We start from the raw sequence: 999 nt of genomic DNA on the forward strand, positions 1-999 counted from the left end.
GTATGCAGGAGCGCTCCATGATTCGGCTCACCGCTGAACGCACCCCGGCTGGAACCAGTTACCTGGCGACCGGCCAAGGCCAGCCCGTGGTCTTGATCCACGGCGTGGGCCTGAATAAAGAAATGTGGGGCGGCCAGATCGTTGGCCTGGCCACGAAGTACCGTGTCATTGCCTACGACATGCTGGGCCATGGTGCCAGTCCTCGTCCGGAAAATGGAACCCCACTGCTCGGCTTTGCCGACCAGTTGCTGGAACTGCTCGATCATCTGCAATTGCCCAACGCAGCGGTGATCGGCTTCTCCATGGGCGGGCTGGTGGCGCGGGCTTTTGCCCTGCATTACCCGCATCGCTTGCAAAGTCTGGTGGTGCTCAACAGCGTGTTCAATCGCAGCCCTGAACAACGTGCCGGTGTCATCGCACGCACCAGTCAGGCCGCCGAACACGGGCCGGACGCCAACGCTGAGGCGGCGCTGTCACGCTGGTTCAGTCGTGAATACCAGGCAGCCAATCCTGCACAGATCGCTGCGATCCGCCAGACACTGGCGGGCAATGATCCTCAGGGTTACCTGACCACCTATGAATTGTTTGCGACCCAAGACATGTACCGCGCAGAGGATCTGGCCAGCATCAAGGTGCCGACATTGATTGCAACCGGCGAGCTGGATCCGGGATCGACTCCTGAAATGGCTGAGCAATTGGCCCAGCGCATTCCGGGCGCAACCGTTGCCGTGCTCGCCGAACAGCGGCATATGATGCCCGTAGAATCGCCGCGCCTGGTCAACCAGCTGTTGCTGGAGTTTCTCAACACTGCGCACGCCCGACAAAACCAAATTAAGGGGATCGTTGCATGACACTCGCACGCTTCCAGATGTGCATCGGCGGTGAATGGGTCGATGCCCTGTCCGGCAAGACCTTTGAAAGCCTGAACCCGGCCTTGGCACAAGCCTGGGCTGAATTGCCTGATGCCGACGAAACTGACGTCGAGCGCGCCGTACAGGC

The 999-nt window shown here is 60.5% G+C and carries 1 protein-coding gene and 1 pseudogene; both read left to right on the forward strand.

What is annotated here, in order from left to right; genetic code table 11:
* Nucleotides 1-17 precede the first annotated feature (17 nt).
* Entirely contained in the window at nt 18-851 is an 834-nt protein-coding gene (locus AC1DSG_RS31375; protein ID WP_477794326.1) for an alpha/beta fold hydrolase, read from the forward strand.
* Nucleotides 848-999 (forward strand): annotated as a pseudogene (locus tag AC1DSG_RS31380) (carnitine dehydratase); the annotation flags it as partial. The gene AC1DSG_RS31375 and the pseudogene AC1DSG_RS31380, both read left to right, overlap by 4 nt.

The organism is Pseudomonas sp. P5_A12 (assembly GCF_056400685.1).